The sequence below is a fragment of the Herbaspirillum rhizosphaerae genome, assembly GCF_001189965.1.
Lineage (GTDB): Bacteria > Pseudomonadota > Gammaproteobacteria > Burkholderiales > Burkholderiaceae_D > Herbaspirillum > Herbaspirillum rhizosphaerae.
Window position 1 is genome coordinate 182,686 of the sequence record NZ_LFLU01000003.1, and the last position, 24,668, is coordinate 207,353.

24 protein-coding genes and 2 tRNA genes are annotated in these 24,668 nt (G+C 58.0%); 22 read left to right on the plus strand and 4 right to left on the minus strand.

Annotated features, from left to right (window positions below):
• Positions 1-96: 96 nt before the first annotated feature.
• The 15 genes from AKL25_RS06280 (at position 97) to iscX (ending at position 10,929) form a co-directional block, all read left to right on the plus strand.
• Positions 97-1,317, plus strand: a complete 1,221-nt coding sequence (locus AKL25_RS06280) for an amino acid aminotransferase (RefSeq protein ID WP_050476788.1) — start codon at positions 97-99, stop codon at positions 1,315-1,317.
• Positions 1,318-1,410: 93 nt separating this feature from the next.
• Positions 1,411-1,486, plus strand: a tRNA-Asn gene (locus tag AKL25_RS06285).
• A 199-nt stretch (positions 1,487-1,685) separates the two neighbouring features.
• A tRNA-Asn gene (locus AKL25_RS06290) sits at positions 1,686-1,761 on the plus strand.
• Between the two features lie 132 nt (positions 1,762-1,893).
• A complete protein-coding gene (locus AKL25_RS06295) occupies positions 1,894-2,328 on the plus strand; it encodes an Rrf2 family transcriptional regulator (RefSeq protein WP_083444594.1) in 435 nt (144 codons plus the stop codon).
• A gap of 270 nt (positions 2,329-2,598) precedes the next feature.
• On the plus strand, positions 2,599-3,846 hold the full coding sequence (locus AKL25_RS06300; RefSeq protein WP_050476789.1) for an MFS transporter: 1,248 nt from the start codon (positions 2,599-2,601) through the stop codon (positions 3,844-3,846).
• A gap of 96 nt (positions 3,847-3,942) precedes the next feature.
• Positions 3,943-4,326 (plus strand): DUF427 domain-containing protein, encoded by a 384-nt coding sequence (locus tag AKL25_RS06305; RefSeq protein ID WP_050476790.1) that lies wholly within the window; start codon positions 3,943-3,945, stop codon positions 4,324-4,326.
• Positions 4,327-4,552: 226 nt separating this feature from the next.
• The gene (gene iscR / locus AKL25_RS06310; protein WP_050476791.1) at positions 4,553-5,056 is read left to right on the plus strand and encodes a Fe-S cluster assembly transcriptional regulator IscR; all 504 of its coding nucleotides are present in this window, start codon (positions 4,553-4,555) and stop codon (positions 5,054-5,056) included.
• A 16-nt stretch (positions 5,057-5,072) separates the two neighbouring features.
• Positions 5,073-6,326, plus strand: a complete 1,254-nt coding sequence (locus AKL25_RS06315; RefSeq protein ID WP_050476792.1) for an IscS subfamily cysteine desulfurase — start codon at positions 5,073-5,075, stop codon at positions 6,324-6,326.
• Positions 6,327-6,390: 64 nt separating this feature from the next.
• The gene (iscU, locus tag AKL25_RS06320; protein ID WP_007880057.1) at positions 6,391-6,795 is read left to right on the plus strand and encodes a Fe-S cluster assembly scaffold IscU; all 405 of its coding nucleotides are present in this window, start codon (positions 6,391-6,393) and stop codon (positions 6,793-6,795) included.
• 18 nt (positions 6,796-6,813) lie between these two features.
• Entirely contained in the window at positions 6,814-7,137 is a 324-nt protein-coding gene (iscA, locus tag AKL25_RS06325) for an iron-sulfur cluster assembly protein IscA (protein ID WP_050476793.1), read from the plus strand.
• Between the two features lie 175 nt (positions 7,138-7,312).
• A complete protein-coding gene (gene hscB / locus AKL25_RS06330; RefSeq protein ID WP_050476794.1) occupies positions 7,313-7,828 on the plus strand; it encodes a Fe-S protein assembly co-chaperone HscB in 516 nt (171 codons plus the stop codon).
• 6 nt (positions 7,829-7,834) lie between these two features.
• Positions 7,835-8,449, plus strand: a complete 615-nt coding sequence (locus AKL25_RS06335) for a LysE family translocator (RefSeq protein ID WP_050476795.1) — start codon at positions 7,835-7,837, stop codon at positions 8,447-8,449.
• A 7-nt stretch (positions 8,450-8,456) separates the two neighbouring features.
• Positions 8,457-10,322 (plus strand): Fe-S protein assembly chaperone HscA, encoded by a 1,866-nt coding sequence (gene hscA / locus AKL25_RS06340; protein WP_050476796.1) that lies wholly within the window; start codon positions 8,457-8,459, stop codon positions 10,320-10,322.
• A gap of 17 nt (positions 10,323-10,339) precedes the next feature.
• The gene (fdx, locus tag AKL25_RS06345; RefSeq protein WP_007880067.1) at positions 10,340-10,678 is read left to right on the plus strand and encodes an ISC system 2Fe-2S type ferredoxin; all 339 of its coding nucleotides are present in this window, start codon (positions 10,340-10,342) and stop codon (positions 10,676-10,678) included.
• A 56-nt stretch (positions 10,679-10,734) separates the two neighbouring features.
• Positions 10,735-10,929, plus strand: a complete 195-nt coding sequence (gene iscX, locus AKL25_RS06350) for a Fe-S cluster assembly protein IscX (protein ID WP_050476797.1) — start codon at positions 10,735-10,737, stop codon at positions 10,927-10,929.
• A gap of 87 nt (positions 10,930-11,016) precedes the next feature.
• Here the strand turns inward: iscX and AKL25_RS06355 are convergent, their stop codons facing one another.
• On the minus strand, positions 11,017-12,333 hold the full coding sequence (locus AKL25_RS06355) for a DUF1501 domain-containing protein (RefSeq protein ID WP_050476798.1): 1,317 nt from the start codon (positions 12,331-12,333) through the stop codon (positions 11,017-11,019).
• Positions 12,334-12,340: 7 nt separating this feature from the next.
• Positions 12,341-13,843 (minus strand): DUF1800 domain-containing protein, encoded by a 1,503-nt coding sequence (locus AKL25_RS06360; RefSeq protein WP_050476799.1) that lies wholly within the window; start codon positions 13,841-13,843, stop codon positions 12,341-12,343.
• A 489-nt stretch (positions 13,844-14,332) separates the two neighbouring features.
• Between AKL25_RS06360 and AKL25_RS06365 the strand changes: the two genes are divergently transcribed.
• From AKL25_RS06365 to AKL25_RS06375, 3 genes are all read left to right on the plus strand, one after another.
• A complete protein-coding gene (locus AKL25_RS06365) occupies positions 14,333-15,586 on the plus strand; it encodes an EAL domain-containing response regulator (protein WP_050476800.1) in 1,254 nt (417 codons plus the stop codon).
• A gap of 158 nt (positions 15,587-15,744) precedes the next feature.
• Positions 15,745-16,431: a response regulator transcription factor gene (locus tag AKL25_RS06370; RefSeq protein WP_050476801.1), complete on the plus strand. Its 687-nt coding sequence runs from the start codon at positions 15,745-15,747 to the stop codon at positions 16,429-16,431.
• 8 nt (positions 16,432-16,439) lie between these two features.
• The gene (locus AKL25_RS06375) at positions 16,440-17,147 is read left to right on the plus strand and encodes a response regulator (RefSeq protein WP_050476802.1); all 708 of its coding nucleotides are present in this window, start codon (positions 16,440-16,442) and stop codon (positions 17,145-17,147) included.
• 175 nt (positions 17,148-17,322) lie between these two features.
• On the opposite strand, the gene AKL25_RS06380 is transcribed toward AKL25_RS06375, so the two are convergent.
• Positions 17,323-17,787 carry a rhodanese-like domain-containing protein gene (locus AKL25_RS06380; RefSeq protein ID WP_050476803.1) on the minus strand — a complete coding sequence of 155 codons (465 nt, stop codon included), beginning with the start codon at positions 17,785-17,787 and terminating at the stop codon, positions 17,323-17,325.
• 371 nt (positions 17,788-18,158) lie between these two features.
• Between AKL25_RS06380 and glnA the strand changes: the two genes are divergently transcribed.
• The 4 genes from glnA (at position 18,159) to ntrC (ending at position 23,024) form a co-directional block, all read left to right on the plus strand.
• The gene (gene glnA / locus AKL25_RS06385; RefSeq protein WP_050476804.1) at positions 18,159-19,574 is read left to right on the plus strand and encodes a type I glutamate--ammonia ligase; all 1,416 of its coding nucleotides are present in this window, start codon (positions 18,159-18,161) and stop codon (positions 19,572-19,574) included.
• 116 nt (positions 19,575-19,690) lie between these two features.
• Complete coding sequence (locus tag AKL25_RS06390; protein WP_050476805.1) at positions 19,691-20,182, plus strand: DUF4124 domain-containing protein; 492 nt, start codon at positions 19,691-19,693, stop codon at positions 20,180-20,182.
• 169 nt (positions 20,183-20,351) lie between these two features.
• Positions 20,352-21,425 (plus strand): nitrogen regulation protein NR(II), encoded by a 1,074-nt coding sequence (gene glnL / locus AKL25_RS06395; RefSeq protein ID WP_050476806.1) that lies wholly within the window; start codon positions 20,352-20,354, stop codon positions 21,423-21,425.
• A gap of 108 nt (positions 21,426-21,533) precedes the next feature.
• Positions 21,534-23,024 carry a nitrogen regulation protein NR(I) gene (gene ntrC, locus AKL25_RS06400; protein ID WP_050476807.1) on the plus strand — a complete coding sequence of 497 codons (1,491 nt, stop codon included), beginning with the start codon at positions 21,534-21,536 and terminating at the stop codon, positions 23,022-23,024.
• A gap of 208 nt (positions 23,025-23,232) precedes the next feature.
• On the opposite strand, the gene AKL25_RS06405 is transcribed toward ntrC, so the two are convergent.
• Positions 23,233-24,525, minus strand: coding sequence for an MFS transporter (locus AKL25_RS06405; protein WP_050476808.1), 1,293 nt, complete (start codon positions 24,523-24,525; stop codon positions 23,233-23,235).
• Positions 24,526-24,668 lie beyond the last annotated feature (143 nt).

A 24,668-nucleotide genomic window follows, 5' to 3' on the forward strand; every position in this document is an offset into this window, starting at 1 on the left:
AATTATGCGTTGCAAAACGGTGCTCGGCTCGCGGCTTTGCCCTGCATCCATCCCGACTGCAATCCACATTTGCAGCTAACTTTTTATGTTATCACGATGAACGCACCTCTCTCAGCCTCCTCCCTTTTCACCGCCATTGAAATGGCGCCACGCGACCCTATTCTCGGCATCACGGAAGGTTTTAATGCCGACAAGAATCCCGGCAAAACCAACCTCGGCGTCGGCGTCTATTACGACGATAACGGCAAGGTGCCGCTGCTGGAATGCGTGAAAAAAGCGGAAGCTGAACTGGCTGCCAAACTGGCGCCGCGTACTTATCTGCCGATCGATGGTCTGGCAACGTACGACAAGGCAGTCCAGGAACTGGTATTTGGTGCCGACAGCGCGGTTGTTCAAGAGAAGCGTGCGCTGACCGTGCAGGCGCTGGGCGGTACGGGTGCACTGAAGCTGGGCGCCGACTTCCTGAAGCATTTCTCGCCGGCCGGCACCCAAGTCTGGATCAGCGATCCAAGCTGGGAAAACCACCGCGCGCTGTTTGAAATGGCGGGCTTCACCGTCAACAACTATCCTTACTACGATGCGGCGACCCGCGGCGTGAACTTCGCCGGCATGCTGGATGCGCTCAAGACCATGGCCGCCGGCTCCGTCGTGCTGCTGCACGCCTGCTGCCACAACCCGACCGGCGCCGACCTGACTGCCGATCAATGGACGCAAGTGATCGAAGTGGTGACGTCGCGCGGCCTGATTCCTTTCCTCGACATGGCTTACCAGGGCTTTGGCGACGGCATCGAAGAAGACGGCAAGGTGGTGCGCCGCTTCGCAGAAGCCGGCGGCCCGTTGTTCGTGTCGAACTCGTTCTCGAAGTCGTTCTCGCTGTATGGCGAACGTGTCGGCGCGCTGAGCATCGTCGCCGCCACCAACGAAGAAGCTGCACGCGTGCTGTCGCAATTGAAGCGCGTGGTCCGCACCAACTATTCCAACCCGCCGATCCACGGCGGCCAGGTCGTCGCGACTGCGCTGGCGTCGCCGGAACTGCGCGCCCTGTGGGAAAGCGAACTGGCCGAGATGCGCGTGCGCATCCGCGAAATGCGCCAGCTGCTGGTTGCCAAGCTGAAAGAGAAAGCGCCGGCGCATGATTTCGATTTCGTCATCAAGCAACGCGGCATGTTCTCCTACTCCGGCCTGACCAAGGCGCAAGTCGAACGTCTGCGCAACGAGTTCTCGATCTACGCTGTCGACACCGGCCGTATCTGCGTCGCTGCGCTGAACACGAAGAACATCGACGCCGTCGTCGACGCCATCGCCAAAGTTCTCTGAACAGGGGAGCGCATCCGGGCCGTGAAAATGGTCGGGATGCAAAAAGGTTTTGACAGTAAGTAAAATTCCGGTCATAATCTTTTTCTCAGCTGTTCCCTGATAGCTCAGTCGGTAGAGCGACGGACTGTTAATCCGCAGGTCCCTGGTTCGAGTCCAGGTCGGGGAGCCAAAAAATTCGAAAAGCCTCGCATCCGTGCGGGGCTTTTTCAATTTCGATAGAAGTGAAATCCTCTTCTTCGAAGTGCATTTTTCTGATGCCGCACATTGAGTGAAAGTGTGGCTGCGCGATGTGAACCAAAGTTGTTAATTTCTTCTGCAAAGTTCTGGCGGGGAAATAAAAATTAGTTCATAATCGCGCCCTCAGCTGTTCCCTGATAGCTCAGTCGGTAGAGCGACGGACTGTTAATCCGCAGGTCCCTGGTTCGAGTCCAGGTCGGGGAGCCAACCAATTTGAAAGCCTCGCATTCGTGCGGGGCTTTTGCTTTTGCGGTCGGAATTGCATCCGGCCCGAAAGTTGCATAAGCATATTCAGCGAAGTTTGTTGACTTCAATATCTGTATCGAATATAACTACAGTATGAAGTCGAGTCGATTTGCCGTGGCGGCACACATATTGGTCAGCGTCGAGCACGCGACCCGGGAGGGGAAAGAGTTTCTCCCCTCGTCCGCCATTGCGACCAGCGTCAATACCAATCCCGTGTTCGTGCGCGAATTGCTGTGCAAGCTGTCGAAAGCGCATCTGGTAGTGACGAAGGAGGGGCGGGGCGGCGGTGCGCAGCTGGCGCGGCCGGCTTCGCAGATCAGCCTGGCGGAAATTTATCAGGCGGTGGAAGAAGAGCCGGTGCTGAAGCACAATACGCGACCCAAGGATTTATGCTGTCCCGTCAGCTGCGGCATGGACATGGCGCTGGAACCGGTGATCACCGAGGTCGAAGGCGCGATGCTGAAAATATTGAAGGGCAGAAAACTGTCCGAGCTTGTGAATAAAATTTCCGACGAAGCCGAATCTTAGGCTTCGCATATAACGAGACAAGCTGCACCTGAAAAGAAGGATCCTCTGAGGTCCTAATTTTTACTTCATAACTGTCATTAAAAATAAGACAGTTTAAATAATCAAGCGATGCCGATGGAATGTTATTGGCATCGCAGGCGACGAAACAAGGAAGCAAGCGAATGCAGTCAGTGCAGCCGGCGCAAGCCGTTGGCCGGAGCGGCATTTGATCAAGATTAATCAGCTCGGCGCTGGGGCGGCGCAAGAGCAAACAGAGTTCAGGAGTTTTACATGGAAAAGAATATCGCGGTAGGCGGCGTGCAGGACGACGTCGCGCACGATCCGCTCAGCGCGGCCGAAAACGCGGCGTCGCCGTTGCGGTCGTGGCTGTCGGTGGTATCGGTGGCGATCGGCGCGTTTGCGTTCGTGACGACTGAGTTCTTGCCGGTCGGCTTGTTGCCGCAAATCGCGCATGACCTCGGCGTTTCGCCGGGTACTGCCGGTTTGATGGTGACCACGCCTGGTGTGGTCGCGGCCATTTCGGCGCCGGGTCTGATGCTGGGGGCGGGGCGCATCAACCGCCGTTTCATTCTGCTGATGCTGTCGGTGCTGTTGCTGGCGTCGAATCTGGTGTCGGCGTTTGCACCTTCGTTTGGTGTGATGCTGCTGGGGCGTGCATTGCTCGGCGCGGCGTTGGGCGGTTTCTGGACGCTGGCCCTGGCCACCGCCGGCCGTCTGGTGAAGCAGGAGCATGCGGCGAAAGCAACGGCGATGATCCTCAGCGGCGTGACCTTTGCGACGGTGATCGGCGTGCCGCTGGGCACCTTCATCAGCGGCCTGTCGTCGTGGCGCGCATCGTTCATCGCCACCGGCATTCTGGCGGCGCTGGCGTTGGCGGCGCAAACCTTGCTGTTGCCGTCCTTGCCTTCCAAGGCGGCGATCCGCTTCCGCGATCTGACCACGCTGGTGAGCCGCGCCAATCCGCGCAAGAGTCTGCTGATGGTGGCGCTGGTGTTCGGCGCGCACTTTTCGTCGTACACCTATGTCGCGCCTTTCCTCGGCCAGAACGGTTTCAGCCTGTCGGCCATCACGACCGTGTTGCTGGCGTTCGGCTTTGTGGGTTTCGTTTCCAATCTGGCGATCTCGGCGGTGGTGACGCGTCATCTGCAGGCGTCGCTGTTCGGCATGGTGACGATCTTGATGATCGCCTTGCTGTGCCTGCCGCTGGTGCATGCCTCCAGCTTCGGCGTGACGGCCATGGTGATCGCCTGGGGCATTGCCTTCGGTGCGATTCCGCTGTGCCTGAGCATCTGGCTGCAACTATCGTCGCCTGATCTGCCGGAAGCCGGTTCGGCGTTGTTCGTCAGTATCGTGCAAGTGGCTATTGCCGTCGGCTCGTTTGTCGGCGGCGTGGTGGTGGACGCGGTTGGCATTCCTTCCACCATGTGGCTGGGCAGCGCGCTGGGATTGCTGGGGCTGGTGGCGATTGCCAGCTTCGGGATGAACAACAAGAATCTTGCCGACGTTCTTCACAAGTAATCGAGCAGATGAAAAGGCTTGCAGATCAAACGCTGCAAGCCTTTTTTATTTCCGCTAACTTATCGCTCTATCCACGATGGAGCAGGAGTAAAAATCATGAACGCGAGAACAGTCAAGATCCCCGGCCCCGACCATCCGATCAGCATCGAATCGGGCGGCGCGCGCATCGTCGTGACACTGGGCGGCCGCACCGTTGCGGATTCTGCATCGGCGCTGACCTTGCGCGAGGCAGCGTACCCGCCGGTGTATTACATTCCGCGCAAGGATGTGGACATGTCGCTACTGGAGCGCACCGAGCACAATACCTATTGCCCGTACAAAGGGGAATGTTCCTATTACAGCATTCCGTCCGGCGGCGAGCGTTCGGTCAATGCGGTGTGGAGCTACGAAGATCCGTATCCCGCCGTTGCGGCGATCAGGGATCACGTCGCGTTTTATCCTGATCGGGTGGATGCGATTGAAGTGCATGAAGCTGCCTGATGGCGTGAGCGTCTCGAGGTGGGATTCTTTGGGGCGTTTGACGGGCTTCAATGCGGGGTTTGAGTCCGGGTGTCGCAATGACATGTAGTGTCCGGAAGCCATGAAGCAGTCGTCGTTTTTGACGGTTTTTCAGTACCTGACAAGATTACTCAACTTTGATATACTTGACGTAAATATTCGGGAATTCAGGGAGTGGTTCTGAAAACTGTTCTGGAGTCGAGATTTCATGCGATTAACTACTAAAGGCCGTTTTGCTGTGACAGCGATGATTGACTTGGCGTTGCGCCAGGGCAATGGCCCCGTCACGTTGTCCGCCATCAGCGAGAGGCAGGAAATTTCTTTATCATATCTGGAGCAGTTGTTCGGCAAATTGCGGCGTCACCAGATCGTCGAGTCCGTGCGCGGACCCGGCGGCGGTTACAACCTGGCGCGCAAGGCGGGCGATGTGTCGGTGGCCGACATCATCATCGCCGTCGATGAACCCCTGGATGCAACGCAATGCGGCGGCAAGGAAAATTGCCATAGCGTCACCCACCCCGGTGGCACGCGCTGCATGACGCACGACCTGTGGTCGACGCTCAATGAAAAAATGGTCGAATATCTCGACTCGGTCTCTCTGCAAGACCTGGTCGACCAGCAACACCAGAAAGAACAGAAGCAGCCGGAACACCGAAATCTCGGCACTGAACAAAGCGTGGTTGTCATGCACCGCCCTCACGCAGCGGTTTGATTGGAGCTAGAACAAAATGAATGCACCTCTGGAAAAAAGCCTGTTGGACACCATCAAGGCGCCGCATTTTCCAATTTACCTGGATTACTCGGCGACTACGCCGGTCGACCCGCGCGTGGCCGACAAGATGATTCCCTACCTGCGCGAGCAGTTCGGCAATCCTGCATCGCGCAGCCATATGTACGGCTGGACCGCAGAGAAGGCCGTGGAAGATGCACGCGAAGAAGTCGCCAAGCTGGTCAACGCGGATTCGCGCGAAATCATCTGGACTTCCGGCGCGACCGAAAGCAACAACCTGGCAATCAAGGGTGCGGCACAGTTCTACAAGACCAAGGGCAAGCACATCATCACGGTCAAGACCGAGCACAAGGCTGTTCTGGATACCTTCCGCGAATTGGAACGCCAAGGCTTTGAAGCGACTTACCTGCAACCGCAGGACAACGGTCTGGTGACCGTCGAGCAGATCGCCGCTGCGGTGCGTCCCGACACCATCCTGATCTCGGTCATGCTGGTCAACAACGAAATCGGCGTGATCCAGCCTGTGCCTGAAATCGGCGAATTTTGCCGTTCCAAGGGCATCATTTTCCATTGCGACGCTGCGCAGGCAACCGGCAAGGTCAAGATCGACCTGGAAAACTGGAAAGTCGACCTGATGAGCTTCTCGGCCCACAAGACTTACGGTCCCAAGGGCATCGGCGCGCTGTACGTCCGCCGCAAGCCGCGCGTGCGTATCGAAGCGCAGATTCACGGCGGTGGTCATGAGCGCGGTCTGCGTTCCGGCACGCTGGCGACGCACCAGATCGTCGGCATGGGAGAAGCCTTCCGCATCGCCCGCGAAGAAATGGACACCGAACTGGCCCACATCCGCGCCATGCGCGACCGTCTGGCCAAGGGTTTGCAAGAGATCGAAGAAACCTACATCAACGGCGACATGGAACACCGTGTGCCGCACAATCTGAACGTCAGCTTCAACTACGTCGAAGGCGAATCCCTGATCATGGCGATCAAGGACATCGCGGTGTCGTCCGGTTCGGCTTGCACCTCGGCCAGCCTGGAACCGTCGTACGTGTTGCGCGCCCTCGGCCGCAGCGACGAACTGGCACACAGCTCGATTCGTTTCACCATCGGCCGTTTCACGACCGAAGAAGACATCGACTTCACCATTGACCTGATCAAGGGCAAGGTCGGCAAGCTGCGCGAACTGTCGCCGCTGTGGGATATGTACAAGGACGGGATCGACATCAGCACGATCCAATGGGCTGCACACTAATATCGCGAAAATGAAAACCGCCCCCATATAGAACGCAGGGGCGACCTCATCAAGGAGCATCAAAATGTCTTACTCGGAAAAAGTACTCGATCACTACGAAAACCCACGTAACGTCGGCGCCTTCGAAAAGGGCGACGAGACCGTAGGCACTGGTATGGTCGGCGCGCCCGCTTGCGGCGACGTCATGAAGTTGCAGATCAAGGTCGGCGCCGATGGCGTGATCCAGGATGCCAAGTTCAAGACCTACGGCTGCGGTTCGGCGATTGCTTCGTCGTCGCTGGTGACCGAATGGGTCAAGGGCAAGACACTGGATCAAGCCTTGTCGATCAAGAACACCCAGATCGCGGAAGAGCTGGCGTTGCCGCCGGTGAAGATTCACTGCTCGATCCTGGCGGAAGACGCCATCAAGGCCGCAGTGCAGGACTACAAGGCCAAGCACGGCAGCGTTGAGCAAAAGGCTGCGGCCTAATAAAGAAGGGCAAGCATCATGGCAATCACACTGACTGAAAAAGCGGCAAAGCATATCAGCCGCTACATGGAGCGCCGCGGCAAAGGCATCGGCCTGCGCCTCGGCGTGCGCACGACCGGCTGCTCCGGCCTGGCCTACAAGCTGGAATATGTGGACGAAGAAACACCGGAAGATCAGATGTTCGAATCGCGCGGCATTCGCGTCTATGTGGATCCCAAGAGCTTGCCTTATATCGACGGCACCGAACTCGACTTCGCGCGCGAAGGCCTGAACGAGGGTTTCAAGTTCCAGAATCCGAACATGAAGGACGAATGCGGTTGCGGCGAAAGCTTCCGTATTTGATGCCGTGATGGATGTCGTGATCGCCGCGGTTGCCGATACATGGCGACCGGGTGGATCGAGTCCAGTGCTTAGCCAGAATCGTCAGCGATAGCCTCCGAAGAGTAGTTCTGCCAAGCCTGTTGAAGTCCGAACAGGCTTTTTATTTTTGTTCAACTGAACAAGCTTTGCACAACGTATGCAAAATCACTTCGCACTTTTCCAATTGCCGCAACGCTTTGCCGTCGATCTGACGGCCTTGGAAAAGGCGTTCCACGGCGTGCAGAACCAGGCGCACCCGGACAAATTCGCCAATGCCACCGGCGCCGAAAAGCGCGTCGCCATGCAATGGGCCACCCGCGCCAACGAAGCCTACCAGACGCTCAAGAATCCGCTGAAGCGTGCCTCCTATCTGTGCGAGCTCAACGGCGTCGATCTGCAAACCGAATCCAATACATCCATGCCGCCGGCATTCCTGATACAGCAAATGGAATGGCGTGAAGAACTCGACGATGCACGTGCAGGCAAGAATATCGATGCGCTCGAACAACTTGACGGCGCCTTGCGCGGCGCGAAGAAAGATACCGTCGCCCGCATTGAAACGCTGCTCGACGCCAACGATTTCGCCGGCGCCGCCCAACTGGTGCGCCAGTTGATGTTCCTTGATAAATTCGGCGAAGAGATCAGCAATACCTTCGCCCTGATCGAAGGTTGATGCGCCATGCCTGACGTTTTCCTGTTTCTGATCGCCGCCATGATGCTGACCCTGGCGCCGGGGCCGGACAATATCTATGTCCTCACGCGCGGCATCGCGCAAGGCAAGAAAGCCGGACTGGTCGCGGCGCTCGGCTTTTCATCGGGACTGTTTTTCCATACCTTGCTGGCGGTGCTGGGCTTTGCCGCCATCATCAAGGCCTATCCGGCGGCGTATCACTTCCTGCAATATGCGGGCGCGGCGTATCTGGTCTATCTCGGCATCCGCACCTTGCGTTCTGCCGCATCGATGTCGATGGAGGCGACCATGACGCCGGTCAGCCTGTCGCGCATTTATTGGCAAAGCGTGATCGCCAATATCCTCAATCCCAAGGTGACGCTGTTCTTCATCGCCTTCCTGCCGCAATTCGTCAACATGCAGGCCGGCCATGTGGCCTGGCAGATGCTGTTGCTGGCGGTGGTGTTCATCCTGCAGGCGCTGGCGATTTTCAGCGCAATTGCGTTTTTCTCCGGCATCGTCGGCGCGTACTTCAAGCGTCAGGCGCGTGCCGCTCTCTATTTGAACAGGCTTGCCGGCTGTGCGTTTGTGGGACTGGGTATCCGCATCGCCTTGCCGGAATAAATCGACTATGGCACTTCTCCAAATTTCCGAACCGGGCATGTCCACCGCGCCGCATCAGCATCGGCTGGCGGTAGGCATCGATCTCGGCACCACCAATTCGCTGGTCGCCACCGTGCGCAACAGCATCCCCGAAGTCCTCAACGACGAAGAAGGGCGCAGCCTGTTGCCGTCGGTGGTGCGCTACCTGCCCAACGGTCACGCCAATATCGGCTACAAGGCGCAAGCCGCGCAGACCACCGATCCGAAGAATACGATCGTCTCGGTCAAGCGCTTCATGGGGCGCGGCCTGAAAGACATCGCCTACGTTGAGAACCTGCCTTACGATTTCCAGGATGCGCCGGGCATGGTGCAACTGAAGACAGTTGCCGGTGTGAAAAGTCCGGTCGAGATTTCGGCGCAGATTCTGGCGACCTTGCGCCAGACGGCGGAAGACGCGCTGGGCGACGACCTGGTCGGCGCCGTGATCACCGTGCCTGCTTACTTCGACGATGCGCAGCGCCAGGCGACCAAGGATGCGGCGCAACTGGCCGGTCTCAATGTTCTGCGCCTGCTCAACGAACCGACTGCCGCCGCGATTGCCTACGGCCTCGACAACGGTTCGGAAGGCACGTTTGCCGTCTACGATCTGGGCGGCGGCACTTTCGACATTTCCATTCTCAAGCTGACCAAGGGCGTGTTCGAAGTCTTGTCGACCGGCGGCGATTCCGCACTGGGCGGCGACGATTTCGACCAGCGCCTGTTCTGCTGGATCTGCGAACAGTCGCAACTGGCTCCCTTGTCGGACGAAGACACGCGCATCCTGCTGGTGAAGGCGCGTGAAGTGAAAGAGCTGCTTTCCTCCAAGGCTTACACGCAAATCGATGCGGTCCTGAATTCCGGCGAAGAAGTGCATCTGTCGATCACGGCGGAAGAATTTACCGCGCTGACCCAGCATCTGGTCGGCAAGACCATCACGCCATGCCGCAAGGCGCTGCGCGATGCCAGTCTGTCGGTGGATGATGTTGACGGCGTGGTGCTGGTGGGCGGCGCGACGCGCATGCCGCATGTGCGCAAGGCGGTCGGCGAATTCTTCCAGACTACGCCATTGGCCAATATCGATCCGGACAAAGTCGTGGCGCTGGGCGCCGCTGTGCAGGCCAATCTGCTGGCCGGCAATCGCGCTGCCGGCGACGACTGGCTGCTGCTGGACGTGATTCCCTTGTCGCTCGGCATCGAGACCATGGGCGGCCTGGCGGAGAAGGTCATTCCGCGCAATTCGACCATTCCGTGCGCACGCGCGCAAGAGTTCACGACCTTCAAGGACGGCCAGACCGCGATGGCGATTCAGGTGGTGCAGGGCGAGCGCGAGCTGGTCGCCGACTGCCGTTCGCTGGCGCGTTTCGAGCTGCGCGGCATTCCGCCGATGGCGGCAGGCGCTGCGCGTATCCGCGTGACGTATCAGGTCGATGCCGACGGTTTGCTGTCGGTGTCGGCGCGTGAAATGACATCGGGCGTGGAAGCGGCGATCACGGTCAAGCCTTCTTATGGTCTGGAAGACGATGACGTCGCACGCATGCTGCAAGAGTCTTTCCAATCCGCTGACGACGACATGAAGCGCCGCGCCTTGCGCGAAGAGCAGGTCGAAGCCGAACGCATCATTCTCGCGACCGAGTCGGCTCTGCATGTCGACAGCGCCTTGCTGAATGAACAAGAGCGCATCGAGGTTGCCGCATTGATCGAAGTCGTGCGCGAGAAGGCGCAGGGCGACGATCACCTGGCGATCAAGGCCGCGGTCGAAGAGCTGGCGCATGGCACTGAAGAATTCGCCGCGCGCCGCATGGACCGCAGCGTGCACGCCGCGCTGGCCGGCAAGAAATTGGATGAAGTTTCGTAAAGATAGAGGTTAATACCGTGCCACAAATCGTCATACTCCCACACCCCACTTTTTGCCCTGACGGCGCCGTCATCGATGCGCCGGTCGGCAAGACCCTGTGCGACGCCATGCTCGACAGCGATGTCGACATCGAACACGCCTGCGAGAAATCCTGCGCCTGTACCACCTGCCACGTGGTGATCCGCGAAGGTTTCGACACACTGGATGACCCGACCGACAAGGAAGAAGATTTGCTCGACATGGCCTGGGGCCTGGAAGCGAATTCGCGCCTGTCTTGCCAGGTGGTGCTGGGCGACGACGATCTGGTCGTCGAAATTCCGAAGTACACCATCAACCACGCCAGCGAGAATCACTGATTCGACTGACGGCTTACGGCCGGCGTGGGCGACTGATCAACATGAGCGAGGCAGCCATGAAATGGACCGATATTCAGCGTATTGCTGAAGAACTCAACGACAAGTTTCCGGACACCGATCCCAAAACCATACGCTTCACCGACTTGCATCGCTGGGTGATGGAGCTGGACGGCTTTGACGACGACGCCAATCGTTCCGGCGAAAAGATTCTGGAAGCGATTCAGGCCGCCTGGATCGAAGAGGCCGGGTAAGTTCTGGCAGTAGACTGCTACAGACGTAAAAAAGGAGCGTACATCGCTCCTTTTTTACGTCCGAACATCTTTAATCTGCGCGCGCAATCACACCAGAATATTCGACACATGCTGCATGCCTGTCGTGTATTGCGGAAAAATCTGCTGCATGGCGCTGTCGGGAATGCGCATGTGTTTCTCCGCCAGCGTCGACATCACCGCGCGGAAATCGGTCGTGATCGCCAGATCGCGTCCTTCATTGAGCTCGGCTTTGTTCAATCCCGGCCACTGGCCGTAAATGGTGTGTCCGCGCACGTTGCCGCCGAGCAGCCACATCACGTTGCCGTGACCGTGGTCGGTGCCGCCGTTGCCGTTTTCGCGGAATGTGCGACCGAATTCCGACACGACTACGATCACGGTGTCATTGAAGGCCGGGCCTAATTCCTGCGCCAGCGTCGCCAGCCCGGTTGCCAATGGACTCAAGCGACCCGCCAGCTGGCCGGCGCCGTTGCCCTGGTTGGCATGGGTGTCCCAGCCGCCGACGGCAAGAAAGCCCAGACGGATCTTCGGATCGCCGCGCATCAGTCGGCCCAGCCGCGCGGTGTCGATGGACAAGCCGTTGGGCAAGGGGGCGCCATTGTTGGCCATGCGTTGCTCGTTGCTGCTCATTTCCGCCATCAGCTCCTTGCGTGCTGCAAGGCCGTCGCGGTAAGCCTTGCCGAGGGCGTCATTGTCGGCGTACATCGCGCCGTAGGCCTGGTTGACCTTGGGTTGGTCGATCAATGTCTGGCGGGCGGCATCGCGGCCGGTCGGCATGTTGGCAACGACTTGCCGGCCGCTGAGGATGCGTGGCGTCGACTCGCCCAAAGTCAATGCTTGCACCGGCGATTCGGAGCGCGGCAACTGGCCTTGCAGGCGATTCATCCAGCCGTCGCGCGTATTGTGCTGGCCGGGCGTGCCGGTTTCCATGTAATCCTGCGCTTCGAAGTGCGAGCGCGAACCGTCCGGCGATCCCGAGGCATGGACGAAGGCCAGCTGGCCGCTTTCCCAATAAGGCATCAGGGGGCGCAGTGACGGATGCAGGCCGAAATAGCCGGTCAGATCGATTGCGCCGTTATTCTGTCCCGGTCGCGCCACGGCGATACCGGGGCGCGCCTGGTAGTACTCGCGATCGCCATGCGGCACAACCACGTTGAGGCCATCGACGGCGCCGCGCAGGAAAACGACCACCATGCGCGGGGTGCCGTCGCCGTTGGCGTGTGGTCGCTGCTTTGGCGTGCCGTAGGCGAGCGGGGCATTGCCGGCGGCGGATGCCGATGCCGGCTTGCCGACCGGCGCCACAGCGCAGCCCGACAGGCCGATGGGAATGACAATGGCGCTGCCGCCGGCCATGCCCATGTAACGGATGAATTCACGACGGTTCATGATGATCCTAACGTTTCATGAAGGCAGGGCTGCCCAGGATCAGGCCGACCTGCAAGTTCGTTGGCGACGCGACAATCGTCGTGACATTTTCCTGGCTCAGCGTCGGCGACAATGTTTGCATCAGCTGCACCGGGTCGACAGGGGCCGCATCCGGCGGCGGTTGCGTGCCTTCGGCACGCGCGATCGGCGACTTGCCGTTGCTCAGACCGTTGACGAAATTGATCCGGCGCAACAGCGCATCGGGATTGAGCCAGGCTTCTTCGGAGTACTTGTAACCCTCCGGTGTCAGCCAGCCGTACAAAGGCATCCCGAATTGGTTCAAAACGCCGCTGACGGGCTTGCCGTTGACTACCGGCGTGGCGGTCGCACGCAGGGACGAGATGACATATTGGTAAGGCGTCTTGAACTGGCTCTGATAATTCTTGCGCGCCCAGAACTGCGGGCTGTCGAACAAGACGCGCAGCACCGATTTGATATCGCCGTTGGTCGCAAGAAAGCGCTGCGACATCTTGTTGACCAGTTCCGGGTCGGCCTGGTCGGAGACGAAATATTGGACCAGCTTGGTCGAGATGAAACGCGCTGTCGCTGGATGGCGCGCCAGCATGTCGAGGGCAACTTCGCCTTCCTGCTGGCCGCCGCGCGGAATGACTCTGCCGAGGAATTGCTTGTCGCCGGTATCGTGACGCCCCGGACGGAAAATGAACGTGCCGTCGTCGGTGTCTTCTTTCATTTCGCGCACAGCGATGGTCCAGCCGCTGAGAATGCGCGCCAGCGAAATCACGTCGGCCTGGCTATAGCCGCCATTCACGCCCAGCGTATGCAGCTCCATCAGCTCGCGTGCGTAATTCTCGTTGAGGCCCTTGAAGTGGCCTTTGGCCTGCGGCGTATTGGCGCCGCTGCTGAGCCAGTTGTCGAGGTAATACAGCATCGCAGGATGATGCGCGACGGCGCCCAGCAACTGGCGGAAATTGCCGAGCGCGTTGGGACGTATGGCGTTCTTTTCATAATCGGCATTCCAGTAGCGCACCCATTCCTTGCCTTCGAAGACATTGAAATGATTGAACCAGAATTCGGTCATGACCTCTTGCAGCTGACGCGGGCTTTCGGTCGCCATCCACAGCCGGGCAAGATGGCTGGCAGGCGTGATTTCTTTGGCGGCCCTCTGGCGCGCGGCGTTCTTTTCTTCTTGCGAAGCGTTGGGCGGAGGGAAGGACGGCGGACCGTACTGGATATACAGTTGCGGCGCGCTCAGGTTGTAGGTCGGCAAGCTGTTGAGTTTCGCCTGCAAGTCGGCAGGGAAGGGGATATGTTCCGGATCAAGCTGTTCATCGATGTAACGTTTTGCACCGATTTTTTCGACAGCGGCCACATCCCCGGGACGAGGGCCGTAGGCCAGGCGGTTGAGCACGTGCAGAGCTTGTTCCTGCGAGGTCAGTGCCTGCGCGGACGCAAGGCCGCACAACGACAATGCCAGCAATCCGGTCAAGCCATGTCTGAACGAGGTCTGCATGATCTCTTTGCTCGAAGGTGAAGGATAACGCTTTCAGTATGTGCATCCTTGTTTTCCGTCGCTGTAATAAAGTGTAAGGACGGAAACAAGTCTGACAAAAAGCTGTCAGCGCGAGATTGTTTCGCGGAAGCCCTTATAGTGCCTGATGCTGGGGAAGATGAGAGAGAAATCGTCCCTCGTTGTTTTGGTAAAAAAACTATCGAGATTGAAAATTTGGGCGATTATTTTTAAGCTTTTTTCATCATTAAAATTTAAATTTATTTGATTTTTAGAAGGCTGAAAATTTATTTTTATGAAAAATAAATATCGATTCCAATAGAAGATTTTTTATTCCTGAGACGGCTCTCAACTCCCGTCCTTTTTGATTGAAAAAACAAAGTAAAGATTTAAGAGGATTCTCATATACGGTTTTCCAGCCGATAGCCACAATGCTCTCCTGTAACGAGCTACCTGATGCGCTGCGACCAGCGCAACTGAGCTGGAGCGACTATGAAAACTATTGCGGATCTATCCATTTTAATCGTCGAGGACGAACCACTTCAGCGCAGCTTCATCATTGAAAAATTAAGAGAACTGGGCGTAAACAATATTCAGGATGCTTCCGACGGCATGGAGGCCATCGCGCTGCTGAAAGAGCGCCCGGTCGATCTGATATTTTGCGATATCGGCATGCCCAACATGGATGGTTCTCAATTCATTCTCGCGCTGACTACACTGTCGCCGCGCGCCAGGGATCTGCCCATGCTGATCTGGCTGAGTGCGCATGACGGCGATCTGCTTGAATCGCATTTGCAGATGGCGCGTTCGGCGGGTTTTCCATTTTCCGACGCGATTGCCAAGCCGCTGAGTTCGTTGGTGCTGGGCGCGACTATCGATGCGGCGCTGGCGTTGTTGAACGCGATGACTATTGCACAGCAAACGACGTCACGGCCGGGGCGCAGTTTTACGGAAGATGGGATCAGCGATGACGATGTCTTGCGGGCGATCTGCGACACCAGCGAATTTGAAGTGTGGTACCAGCCGCACATTTCATTGAGCACAAAAATGATCGTCGGCGCCGATGCGCTGGTGCGCTGGAGTCACCCCAAGTTCAGCGGCTTGTCGCCGAGCCAGTTCATGGATCTCATCGAGCGCCAGGGCCTGGGGCTGATGTTGTTCTATCGCACGGTCAACCATGTACTGAAAACGCTGCAAAAACTGGAAAGACTCGGCTGCAGCATTCCTGTTTGCGTGAAGGCTTCCGCAACAACGCTGGAGACGCCTGAAATTGCCGACTACCTTTATGAACGCATTCAACGGCACGAGATCTCTCCATCGCTTCTTACGGTCGGCATTTCCGACAATGAGCCGCCGCAGGAAGCCTTGAAGCTGGCTGCCTCGCTCAATCGTTTGCGTTTGCGCGGATTGGGTTTGTCGATTGATGATTTCGGTTCGGGGATTTCAACCATGAAGCTGTTATCGCAGATGCCGTTTACCGAGATCCGCATTGACGGCCATTTCGTCCGCCAGTTCTTGCGTCAGGCCCAGTGTCGGGTCATCGTCGAGTCAATCATCAACATCGCCAGGAGCCTTAAGCTCAAGGTCACGGCCGAGGGGATTGAAAACGCGCGGCAGATGGAGGTGCTGGCCGCAATGGGGTGCATGTACGGACAAGGTGCGATTATCAAACCGATGAAGCAGGAAGATTTTTTGAACAGCGTCGGCGCCGCACAGTTATTTAACAATGGTCTCGTAGATGCGTGAACGTGCTATTGCATTTTTACTATTTTTGATACACTCGGCCATGATTCGTTTGGTCGTGGGCCCGAATACTATCGTGATCGCACCCAGGCGAAGCAAGCCGTCGCGACCAATGTTTATCGGTCGCGATGCGTAATGAGCGCGCGCGAAAGGATGTCCCGATGACATGGGCTGGAACAAAAGCGATTCGCATCGCATTGCTTGATGATCATGCCGTCGTTCGACACGGGCTCACGGCGCGGCTGAAGGAAGAGTCGGACTTCCAGGTGGTCGGCGCATATGCGACCAGTAGAGACATGATGGCGGCGTTGCGCGCTTCTCCTGCAGACATCCTGTTGATCGACTATTCGCTGAGCATCAACGACATCGATGGATTGAATCTGATCCGGGCGCTGAAGGTGCGTTTTCCTGGCAGCCGCATTCTTGTCTCGTCTTCTCACTACAACCCCGCTACGGTCGCCCTCGCCATGAGAGCCGGCGCACGCGGCTTCGTCGGCAAGGAACAGGAATTGTCCGAGCTGATTGCTGCGGTGCGTTCCATCTCGCTCGGCAAGGTGCATCTCAACCCGCTGATGGCGGCAGAAATCTCGTCCATGCTGTCCAATAGCTCGCAGGAAGGCGATCCGTCGGGCGCAGGCGACTCCCTGACCGACAACACTGAATTGTCGCCGCGCGAGAGAGAAGTATTGCGCTGTTGTCTGGAAGGGATGAGCGTGACGCAGATTGCCGAAAAATTTGCGCGCAGCGTCAAGACCATCAGTGGTCAGAAGCAGGCTGCGTTTCGCAAGCTTGGCGTGCGCAACGATAACGAGCTGTTCAAGATTCAGCACCAACTCCAGGACTTATAGGGCACATCATGACGACTACTCAGCTTGCAGCAGAACCATTGGTTCTCGTCGTCGACGATTCGGCCACCAGCCGCGTCGTCGTTGAAAGACAATTGAAGAAACTCGGCTGCAATGTGAGCACTGCACAAGACGGCGCATCCGGCCTGGCAGCCATGGCAAAGACGGAATTCGATCTGGTCCTGCTCGATTGCCAGATGCCGGACATGAGCGGTTATGAAGTCGCCATGCAGGTACGCCGGCGCGAGCGTGCGGACGAGAGCGCGCATACCCCTATCATTGCCATCTCGGCGGAAACCGACGCTGCGCATATGCAGAAATGTCTCGACAGCGGCATGGATGGCGTGCTGGGGAAACCTCTGCCGGTCGATGAGCTGAAGAAGATTTTGTCGCTCTGGTGCGACGTCGATGCCGACGCCGGTATTGCAGCATCGCCGGCGACCAGCGTCGACGAGATGCAAGGCGTCGATTTGCAGGCCTTGTTCCGCACGACCTCGCTGGAAGATTTCAGCGCCATGCGAGACTTGCTGGCGCAAGCCGACTTGCCGGGCGTCGGACGCATGGCGCATCGCATGAAGGGTGCTGCATTGACCATGGGTGCGGCGCAGATCGTCGGCACGCTTGAGCGCATCGAGGCAATTGCTATCCGCAAAACAGCACCTGCGTCCGGCCTGAATGCCGAAGTCGAGACCCTGAAGCAGCAATTGCAGGCGATTTGAAAGTAGGTAGACGCGTTGCGCGGCCTGCACGCGCAACGATGAGATGAAGCGCCTTCGGCAAATTCAATGGGCGCTTACCGCAGCCGGCTGATTCGCTTTGCTACTTGGGGATCTTCAATTCACCGCCTTTCTCCCGCGGCAAACGCCTGAAAGGCGGATGCCGTCAGTCGCTTTTTCAGGCGCCTGCCCATGGCAATCCAGCTTTGCACCAACCTTCAATGGTCTTGCGATGGCCGGCGCTGTCCTTGTTGCCTTCAAATCCCTCGAGAATGTCGTAGCACTGCGTGTAACCGTTTTCGGTGGCGAGCTTGGCGGCATGGCGCGAGCGCACGCCGGAGCGGCACAGAAAGAGCAGTACGGCGTCCTTGCCGGCGACGGCGGCGAGTTGTTCGAGAAACTGCGGATTCGGCGTTCCCTCGGGATACAGATTCCATTGCACGGCCAGATGCTGCTCCGCCGGCAGCGTCACTTGGCCGATCCAGTCGCGTTCGGCCTTGGTGCGCACATCGACCAGCTTGACGGCGGCATTGCCTTGCAGTAATGCATACGCTTCTTGCGGCGTGACTGCACCGGCGTAGGGAAATTGGCCGGATTGGGCGCGTTGTCTGGCGGAAGAAAGAATGTCGTTGCTGGAGGTCATGTTGCTTCCTGTTAATGATTGATAAAGAATTAAAAAAACTGCAGATTCAGATTGACGATGAAATAAAAAGCACCAAAAAAGTGCGATACATTAATATTGTTATTTATTGGTGCATTTATTTGTATTTGCACCATAATGGATCTCCTGAAAGGCGTCCATGCACTGCTCGGAAACGCCTGCCAGCCAATAACTCCCTAAAATATGCCATACGCATCAACACAAGGCAGTTGATGGCATGGAATCTGCTATCATTCCCGCCTGAGTTCTGGCGCACTATCTGTTGTATTTGCTGCACACATCAAGTCGCACGTAGTCGGCTCATCACCCAAATTGTACAAATTTATACTACTTCCTCGTTTTAGGAGATTCGCATGGCAAGGACGGCCGCAGAGGTTTTGAAGTTGGTGAAAGACAATGAAGTCAAGTTTGTTGATTTCCGTTTTGCCGACACCCGGGGTAAAGAGCAGCACGTAACGGTTCCTGTTTCCCATTTCGACATCGACAAGTTTGAATCGGGCCACGCATTCGACGGTTCGTCGATCGCCGGCTGGAAGGGTATCGAAGCTTCGGACATGTTGCTGATCCCTGATCCGAATACTGCCAACATCGACCCGTTCATGGAAGAAACCACATTGTTCATGCAATGTGACGTGATCGAGCCATCCGACGGCAAGGGTTACGACCGTGACCCACGTTCCATCGCCAAGCGCGCTGAAGCGTACCTGAAGTCCTCGGGCCTGGGCGACACAGCCTACTTCGGTCCTGAGCCAGAATTCTTCATTTTCGACGGCGTGCGCTGGGGCGCGGACATGTCCGGTTCCTTCGTCAAGATCGACTCCGAAGAAGCATCGTGGAGCTCCGGCGCCAAGCTCGAAGGCGGCAACACCGGCCACCGTCCGGTCGTCAAGGGCGGCTACTTCCCAGTGCCACCGGTCGACAGCTTCCAGGACATGCGTTCGGAAATGTCCCTGATCCTCGAATCCCTGGGCATCCCGGTTGAAGTGCACCACCACGAAGTGGCCGGCGCAGGTCAAAACGAACTGGGCACCAAGTTCTCGACGCTGGTTGAGCGCGCTGACTGGACGCAAACACTGAAGTACGTGATCTGGAACGTTGCCCACACCTACGGCAAGACAGCGACCTTCATGCCTAAGCCGCTGGTCGGCGACAACGGCTCCGGCATGCACGTTCACCAATCGGTCTGGAAAGACGGCAAGAACCTGTTCGCAGGCGACGGCTATGCTGGCCTGTCCGAATTCGCGCTGTTCTACATCGGCGGTATCATCAAGCACGCCAAGGCGCTGAACGCGATCACCAACCCAGGCACCAACTCGTACAAGCGTCTGGTTCCAGGCTTCGAAGCACCGGTCAAGCTGGCTTACTCGGCACGCAACCGTTCCGCATCGATCCGTATTCCACACGTTGCGAATCCTAAGGGCCGTCGTATCGAAACACGTTTCCCGGATCCACTGGCGAACCCATACCTGTGCTTCTCGGCTCTGCTGATGGCAGGTCTGGACGGCGTGCAAAACAAGATCCATCCAGGCGAAGCCGCTTCGAAGGATCTGTACCACCTGCCGCCGGAAGAAGACAAGCTGATCCCGACAGTGTGCGCATCGCTGGAAGAAGCGCTGGACGCACTGAACAAGGATCGCGAGTTCCTGACACGCGGCGGCGTCTTCACCGACAGCATGATCGATGCCTATCTGGACCTGAAGGGCCAGGAAGTGCAACGCTATCGCATGACGACACACCCAATCGAATTCGACATGTACTACTCGCTGTAATCGTCGATTTTGTATTGATAAAAAAGGGAAGCTTGCTTCCCTTTTTTTATGGCTTATCGAGACCTTGCGTGTGTTGTCATACACTGATCGCCATTTCGATAAGTGGATACCGGCAAATGAAGTTTTTCGCAGCAGGAGCGCTGTTGTGCGCAGCTTGTCTGGGCGCTGCCCGGGCGCAAAATGACGTGTATGTCTGCACCGATGAAAACGGTGCGAAAGAATACAAGAACACCGGAGCGACCAAAGGATGCCGCAAGCTTGAGTTGCCCGGGCTGCCTGCGGCGCCGCAGCCGAAGCGAGCCGCTCAGGGCGGGGCAGCCGCAGCAGCCGGGTCTGCAGGAGCGGCGGCCGGTTTCCCCAAGGTCGACACCGGTACGCAGAAGGCGCGCGACAGCGACCGCAAGCTGCTGTTGCAAGAAGAGTTGTATACGGAAGAGAAGAAGCTGGCAGGTCTGAAGGCAGACTTCAACAACGGCGAGCCGGAACGCCGCGGCGACGAGCGCAACTATGCCAGATACCAGGAGCGCGTCGCCGGCATGAAGGACGACATTGCGCGCGCGGAACGCAATATTGCAGCCCTTAAACGAGAGCTGGCGAACGTGCGCTAATCGGTGAGTTCATCAGTGCATTTGTCAGGAATGCCGCGTTGTTGCAGGCTCGCCCAAATCTTGCTTAGCTGAAGGGAAGCTGACAATCGTCCCTGCGCCTATCTGGTTCGATTGCCGCTTGCCTGTCACAGGCATTTCACAAGCATTTCACAAGCTTTAACCGGAACGCATGAAAACAACGCTACCTTCACTGGATGGTCTCGATCTGCTGGCGTCAGCAGTCATCATCCTCGACGCCAACGGCGGCATCGTCTATGCCAACGCCGCTGCCGAAAATCTGCTGGAGAGTTCCTTCAAGGTGCTCTCGCAACAAAAGCTGACCGAGCTTTTCCTGAATGGAAAAGAGCTCGCCACGCTGTTCTATCAGGCCGTCGCCCATCAGTTCGCCGACAAGCGCCTGGACCTGGTGCTGGAGCGCGCAGGACGCGAGCCCTTGCAGGTCCATACCATCGTCACCGCACTCGACAGCGCCGCCACGCCGGTCTTGTTGGAGCTGCGTGAAAACGTCCAGCAACTCAAGCTGGACCGGGAAGAGCGCCTGCTCGACCAGAGCCAGGCCAACAAAGAGCTGATCCGCAACCTCGCGCATGAAATCAAGAACCCGCTCGGCGGCATTCGCGGCGCTGCGCAGTTGCTGGAGCTGGAGTTGCCCGAACGCCATCTGAAAGAGTTGCGCGAATATACCCAGGTCATCATCAAGGAAGCCGATCGCCTGCAGACGCTGGTGGACCGGCTGCTGGCGCCGCACCGGCGGCCGCACATCGTCGGCGACGTCAACATCCACGAAGTCTGCGAACGCGTGCGCAGCCTCATCCTTGCCGAGTTTCCGAACGGTCTGACCATCCGCCGCGATTATGACTTGTCGATTCCCGAATTCCGCGGCGACAAGGAGCAACTGATTCAGGCCTTGCTCAACATCGTTCACAACGCGGCCCAGGCGCTTGCCGAACGCATCCGCGGCGGCGACGCCGAGCTGGTTTTGGCAACGCGAGTCGCGCGCCAGGTGACGCTGGCCAAGGTCCGTTACCGGCTGGCACTAGACTTGCATATCATCGACAATGGCCCCGGTATCTCACCAGACATCCAGGACCGTATTTTTTACCCGCTGGTTTCTGGGCGGGAAGGAGGTAGCGGTTTGGGACTGACGTTGGCGCAAACATTCGTACAGCAACACATGGGAGTCATCGAATGTGAAAGCCGGCCGGGATATACGGATTTCAGAATTTTGATCCCGCTTCCCTGATCACGATTTTTACCGGTCAGGACAGTCGGGAACTGAAGCAAATGCAACACCGGCGCATGCCTTTGATGCTGTCTATTACACGCTACCAAAGCAGGAAAAGATAAGACTATGAAACCGATCTGGATTGTTGACGACGACGAATCGATACGCTGGGTATTGGAAAAAGCCCTCGCGCGAGAAAATCTCGCCACACAAAGTTTTTCCAGCGCGCGCGACGCGATGCAAGCATTGCAGACCGGCACGCCGCAAGTATTGGTTTCCGATATCCGCATGCCTGGCGCATCCGGGCTGGAGCTGCTCCAGACCATCAAGGCCAAGCATCCCGGCATTCCGGTCATCATCATCACCGCCTTCTCGGATCTCGACTCGGCCGTGTCGGCCTTCCAGGGCGGCGCTTTCGAATATCTGGCCAAGCCTTTCGACGTCGACAAAGCGGTTGAGCTGATTCGCCGCGCGCTGGAAGAAAGCCTGCGTGAAACCGCGGTTGAGCAGTCTTCCGCCGATGCGCCGGAAATCCTCGGCCAGGCGCCGGCGATGCAAGATGTTTTCCGCGCCATCGGCCGCCTGTCGCAATCGAACGTGACCGTGCTGATCACCGGCGAATCGGGTTCCGGCAAAGAACTGGTCGCACGCGCCTTGCACAAGCACAGCCCGCGCGCGGCGCAGCCTTTCGTCGCGCTCAATACTGCAGCGATTCCGAAGGACCTGCTTGAGTCGGAACTGTTCGGTCATGAGCGCGGCGCCTTCACCGGCGCGCAAGCCATGCGCCGCGGCCGTTTCGAACAGGCCGAAGGCGGCACGCTGTTCCTCGATGAAATCGGCGACATGCCGCTCGACTTGCAAACGCGTTTGCTGCGCGTGCTGTCGGACGGACATTTCTATCGCGTCGGCGGCCATCAATCGCTGAAGGCCAATGTGCGCGTCATCGCAGCAACGCATCAGAATCTGGAGCATCGCGTGCGCGAAGGCCTGTTCCGCGAAGACTTGTATCACCGCCTCAACGTGATCCGTCTGCGCTTGCCGAGCCTGCGCGAACGCCGCGAAGACGTGCCGATTCTGGCGCGCCATTTCCTCACGCAAAGCGCGCGCCAGCTCGGCGTCGAAGCCAAGCGCCTGTCGCCGCAAGCGATGCAGTTCCTGTCGCAGCTGGAGTTGCCCGGCAACGTGCGCCAGCTGGAAAACCTCTGCAACTGGATCACCGTCATGGCGCCGGGACAGACGGTCGAAGTCAAGGACCTGCCGCAAGATCTGATCGAAGAACGCAGCAGCAACTTCCAGCCGGTATCGTCGCAGGCGGCATCGTCGGCGCCGGCGGCGGAATCGCAAGGTGCACCTGCCGCAAGTTTCGACGGCGACTTCGGCGGCGCCGATCGCAACTGGATCAGCCTGCTGGAAACCGAAGCGGCGCAGATGCTGGCCGAAGAACGTCCGGAAGTCATGGACATCCTCGGCCGCCAGTTTGAAGCTGCCCTGATCAAGATCGCGCTCAAGCATACGCACGGCCGCAAGAACGATGCAGCCGTACGTCTGGGCATCGGCCGCAATACGATCACGCGCAAGATTCAGGAACTCGGTATCGGCGGCGCTGAAGACGACTGACGTACAAGCACAAGTTAAGGGAAGCGGGAGAGCAGTAGCAGTAGAGGGGTAGGGAAGCAAACATCGTCACGGATATGCCTCGCAAAGAATGCAAACCGAACGATGAAAAACAAAATGAAAAGGGCCGGATTCGTTGATGAATCCGGCCCTTTTTTTACGTCCGACTTTTTTGCTTACGTCCGGCCTGAGCCGGATGTCATACGAAAGATCAGCGCAGTTTCAGCACATAGCGTGCCGATGCCGAAGCGATGAAGCTCAACGCCGCGCCGAAGATCACGAAATAGCTGACCGACAGCTTGTTGCCTGTGGTCTGGATCAGCCAGGTAATGATCAGGCCGGCAAAACCGCCGAACAGCATCACCGCGATGTTATAGCTCAGCGACATGCCCGTGCCGCGCGTTTGCACCGGGAAGATATCCGACAGCAAGGCCGGCATCGATGCAAAGTACATGGTCATCAGAATGCCGATCACGATTTGCAGCAACAGCAGGTTGATGAAGCTCGGCGAACCGGTCAGGAACAGGAACATCGGATAGGTCAGCACCACGAAGGCCAGGCTGCTGGCAATCATGAACGGCGTGCGGCCATGCTTGTCGGACAGCTCGCCCACCAGCGGCGACGCCAGCATCATGATCAGGCCGGACACCAGCGTTGCCGCATACGACGACCATGCCGGCATGCCCAGTTGCTTGATGGCGTAGGTCGGCATGTACAGCGACAGATAGACCGACACGGTTGCCATGATCACGCTGCCGGTACCGATCAGCAGGCGCATTTTTTGGGTGGCGAAGGTGTCGCGCAACGGCGTCTCGGTGCGTTCCGCCTGTGCGAACTCAGGCGACTCGTCCAGGTGGCGGCGGATGTAGAAACCGGCAGGGCCGATCAGCAGACCGAACAGGAAAGGCAGACGCCAGCCCCATGAGTACAACTGTTCCGGTGTCAGCCAGCCGTTCAGGCCGGCGCCGAAAGCGGCGGCCATCAACAGGCTCAGACCCTGGCTGGCGACTTGCCAGCTGGAGAAGAAGCCGCGGCGATGCGGTGCGTGTTCCACCAGGAATGCGGTCGAGCTGCCGAATTCGCCGCCCGCCGAAAAGCCCTGGATCAGACGCGCCAGCACGATGCCTGCAGGCGCCCACAGACCGATGCTGGAGTAGGTCGGCATGAAGGCGATCATGGCGGTGCCGATGGTCATCAGCACGATCGACAGCGACAAGGCCGCCTTGCGTCCGACGCGATCGGAATACGCGCCGAGGATGACGGCGCCGAGCGGACGCATGAAGAACGACACGCCGAAGGTCGCGAAGGTCACCAGCAGCGAGACCGTTTCATTGTCGGTCGGGAAAAACAGCTTGGCGATGACCACGGCAAACGCGCCGTAGATCAGGACGTCAAACCATTCCAGGGCATTGCCGATAGAAGACGAGATAACTGCTCGCCACGTTTGCGGATGAAGCTTGACCGACGCATCATTACCGGTTGTTGCAGAACTCTTATTATTCATGCGCTCTCCCGTTGGTAAGTTTGTTGAAGTGAGTGTCGTTTAGTCACGGATTGTTTGCCATGATTCCGATGGGTGGAATGCATAAATAATATGCGCAATATGCCGATGTCTATAGACAACCGACCGAGAATACGTGCAGGGGA

What these genes read in the sequence shown, in the direction of transcription:
- AKL25_RS06380 (WP_050476803.1), bottom strand. Translation starts at nt 17,787, where the DNA reads ATGACCTCCAGCAACGACATTCTTTCTTCCGCCAGACAACGCGCCCAA.
- AKL25_RS06315 (WP_050476792.1), top strand. Translation starts at nt 5,073, where the DNA reads ATGAATGCACCTCTGGAAAAAAGCCTGTTGGACACCATCAAGGCGCCG.
- iscU (WP_007880057.1), top strand. Translation starts at nt 6,391, where the DNA reads ATGTCTTACTCGGAAAAAGTACTCGATCACTACGAAAACCCACGTAAC.
- ntrC (WP_050476807.1), top strand. Translation starts at nt 21,534, where the DNA reads ATGAAACCGATCTGGATTGTTGACGACGACGAATCGATACGCTGGGTA.
- iscX (WP_050476797.1), top strand. Translation starts at nt 10,735, where the DNA reads ATGAAATGGACCGATATTCAGCGTATTGCTGAAGAACTCAACGACAAG.
- glnL (WP_050476806.1), top strand. Translation starts at nt 20,352, where the DNA reads ATGAAAACAACGCTACCTTCACTGGATGGTCTCGATCTGCTGGCGTCA.
- AKL25_RS06300 (WP_050476789.1), top strand. Translation starts at nt 2,599, where the DNA reads ATGGAAAAGAATATCGCGGTAGGCGGCGTGCAGGACGACGTCGCGCAC.
- AKL25_RS06305 (WP_050476790.1), top strand. Translation starts at nt 3,943, where the DNA reads ATGAACGCGAGAACAGTCAAGATCCCCGGCCCCGACCATCCGATCAGC.
- AKL25_RS06370 (WP_050476801.1), top strand. Translation starts at nt 15,745, where the DNA reads ATGACATGGGCTGGAACAAAAGCGATTCGCATCGCATTGCTTGATGAT.
- AKL25_RS06375 (WP_050476802.1), top strand. Translation starts at nt 16,440, where the DNA reads ATGACGACTACTCAGCTTGCAGCAGAACCATTGGTTCTCGTCGTCGAC.
- hscB (WP_050476794.1), top strand. Translation starts at nt 7,313, where the DNA reads ATGCAAAATCACTTCGCACTTTTCCAATTGCCGCAACGCTTTGCCGTC.
- iscR (WP_050476791.1), top strand. Translation starts at nt 4,553, where the DNA reads ATGCGATTAACTACTAAAGGCCGTTTTGCTGTGACAGCGATGATTGAC.
- AKL25_RS06280 (WP_050476788.1), top strand. Translation starts at nt 97, where the DNA reads ATGAACGCACCTCTCTCAGCCTCCTCCCTTTTCACCGCCATTGAAATG.
- hscA (WP_050476796.1), top strand. Translation starts at nt 8,457, where the DNA reads ATGGCACTTCTCCAAATTTCCGAACCGGGCATGTCCACCGCGCCGCAT.
- glnA (WP_050476804.1), top strand. Translation starts at nt 18,159, where the DNA reads ATGGCAAGGACGGCCGCAGAGGTTTTGAAGTTGGTGAAAGACAATGAA.
- AKL25_RS06360 (WP_050476799.1), bottom strand. Translation starts at nt 13,843, where the DNA reads ATGCAGACCTCGTTCAGACATGGCTTGACCGGATTGCTGGCATTGTCG.
- AKL25_RS06405 (WP_050476808.1), bottom strand. Translation starts at nt 24,525, where the DNA reads ATGAATAATAAGAGTTCTGCAACAACCGGTAATGATGCGTCGGTCAAG.
- AKL25_RS06355 (WP_050476798.1), bottom strand. Translation starts at nt 12,333, where the DNA reads ATGAACCGTCGTGAATTCATCCGTTACATGGGCATGGCCGGCGGCAGC.
- AKL25_RS06335 (WP_050476795.1), top strand. Translation starts at nt 7,835, where the DNA reads ATGCCTGACGTTTTCCTGTTTCTGATCGCCGCCATGATGCTGACCCTG.
- AKL25_RS06390 (WP_050476805.1), top strand. Translation starts at nt 19,691, where the DNA reads ATGAAGTTTTTCGCAGCAGGAGCGCTGTTGTGCGCAGCTTGTCTGGGC.
- AKL25_RS06295 (WP_083444594.1), top strand. Translation starts at nt 1,894, where the DNA reads ATGAAGTCGAGTCGATTTGCCGTGGCGGCACACATATTGGTCAGCGTC.
- AKL25_RS06365 (WP_050476800.1), top strand. Translation starts at nt 14,333, where the DNA reads ATGAAAACTATTGCGGATCTATCCATTTTAATCGTCGAGGACGAACCA.
- iscA (WP_050476793.1), top strand. Translation starts at nt 6,814, where the DNA reads ATGGCAATCACACTGACTGAAAAAGCGGCAAAGCATATCAGCCGCTAC.